Origin of the sequence: Streptomyces carpinensis (assembly GCF_002154505.1) — a bacterium.
Lineage (GTDB): Bacteria > Actinomycetota > Actinomycetes > Streptomycetales > Streptomycetaceae > Streptomyces > Streptomyces carpinensis.
Genome location: NZ_MUBM01000546.1, coordinates 1 through 726, shown reverse-complemented (window position 1 = coordinate 726; position 726 = coordinate 1). Strand labels below are relative to the sequence as shown.

At 67.3% G+C, this 726-nt stretch carries 1 protein-coding gene; it reads right to left on the bottom strand.

Features of this window, described 5'->3' with window-relative positions; all coding sequences use genetic code 11:
- Positions 1–422: 422 nt before the first annotated feature.
- Positions 423–726: aldo/keto reductase (locus tag BZY54_RS45735; RefSeq protein ID WP_143668328.1), on the bottom strand; the 304-nt coding region annotated here is incomplete at its 5' end.

Below are 726 nucleotides of genomic sequence, written 5' to 3'. Positions count from 1 at the left end.
AGGACGCCGCCGAACCTCTGCACGACCGGACCTCGGCCGTCCTCGTCGGCCGTCCGGTCGTGCAGAGGTTCGGCGGCGTCCTTGGTGTCGTTGTGTTTTGCCCCTGCACCATCCCGCTCAGTCGAGCATGCGCCCGGAAAGAACCAGAAGGGTCGCAAGCACGGTGACCAGGCTGCTCGAGCTGGTCGCCCATCACGAGGGTGGAGTCCTGGGGCACGAGCATCACGTTGAGGTCGAAGTCGTTCCACTACCCAGCGTTACGCTCCAGGTCGTGCCGGGCGGACGCGGCCCGCCGGTCGCAGGAACGCGCCGCGCACGTTNNCGCTCGCCCGATACCGGATCCGCCCCGGGACCAGGGCCGTCTTGCCGGCGAACTGTTGTGACATGTTCATCCTTTACGTCTTCGTTGCCAGGTGTGGTGCTCAGTAGCGTGAGCTGCTGGCCTGGAGGAGCGGGGACGACATCGACGGGCGTCCGTCCACCGTGGTTCCGGCGAACTGGATCATCGGTGCCAACGTCCTGTTGTTGTCGGCCGGGAAGTTCAGCGTGGGGGTGGAGACATCATCCAGCACACCGCGCTGGACTTCGGTGAGAGTCACGTCCAGGGCGCGCAAGTTGGCCTCGAACTGGTCCATGCGGCGCGCGCCGATCAAGGTGGAGGTGATCCCTGGGCGGCCCTGCACCCAGGCCAGGGCGACTGCGGCGGGGCTGACGCCCACCTCGCCG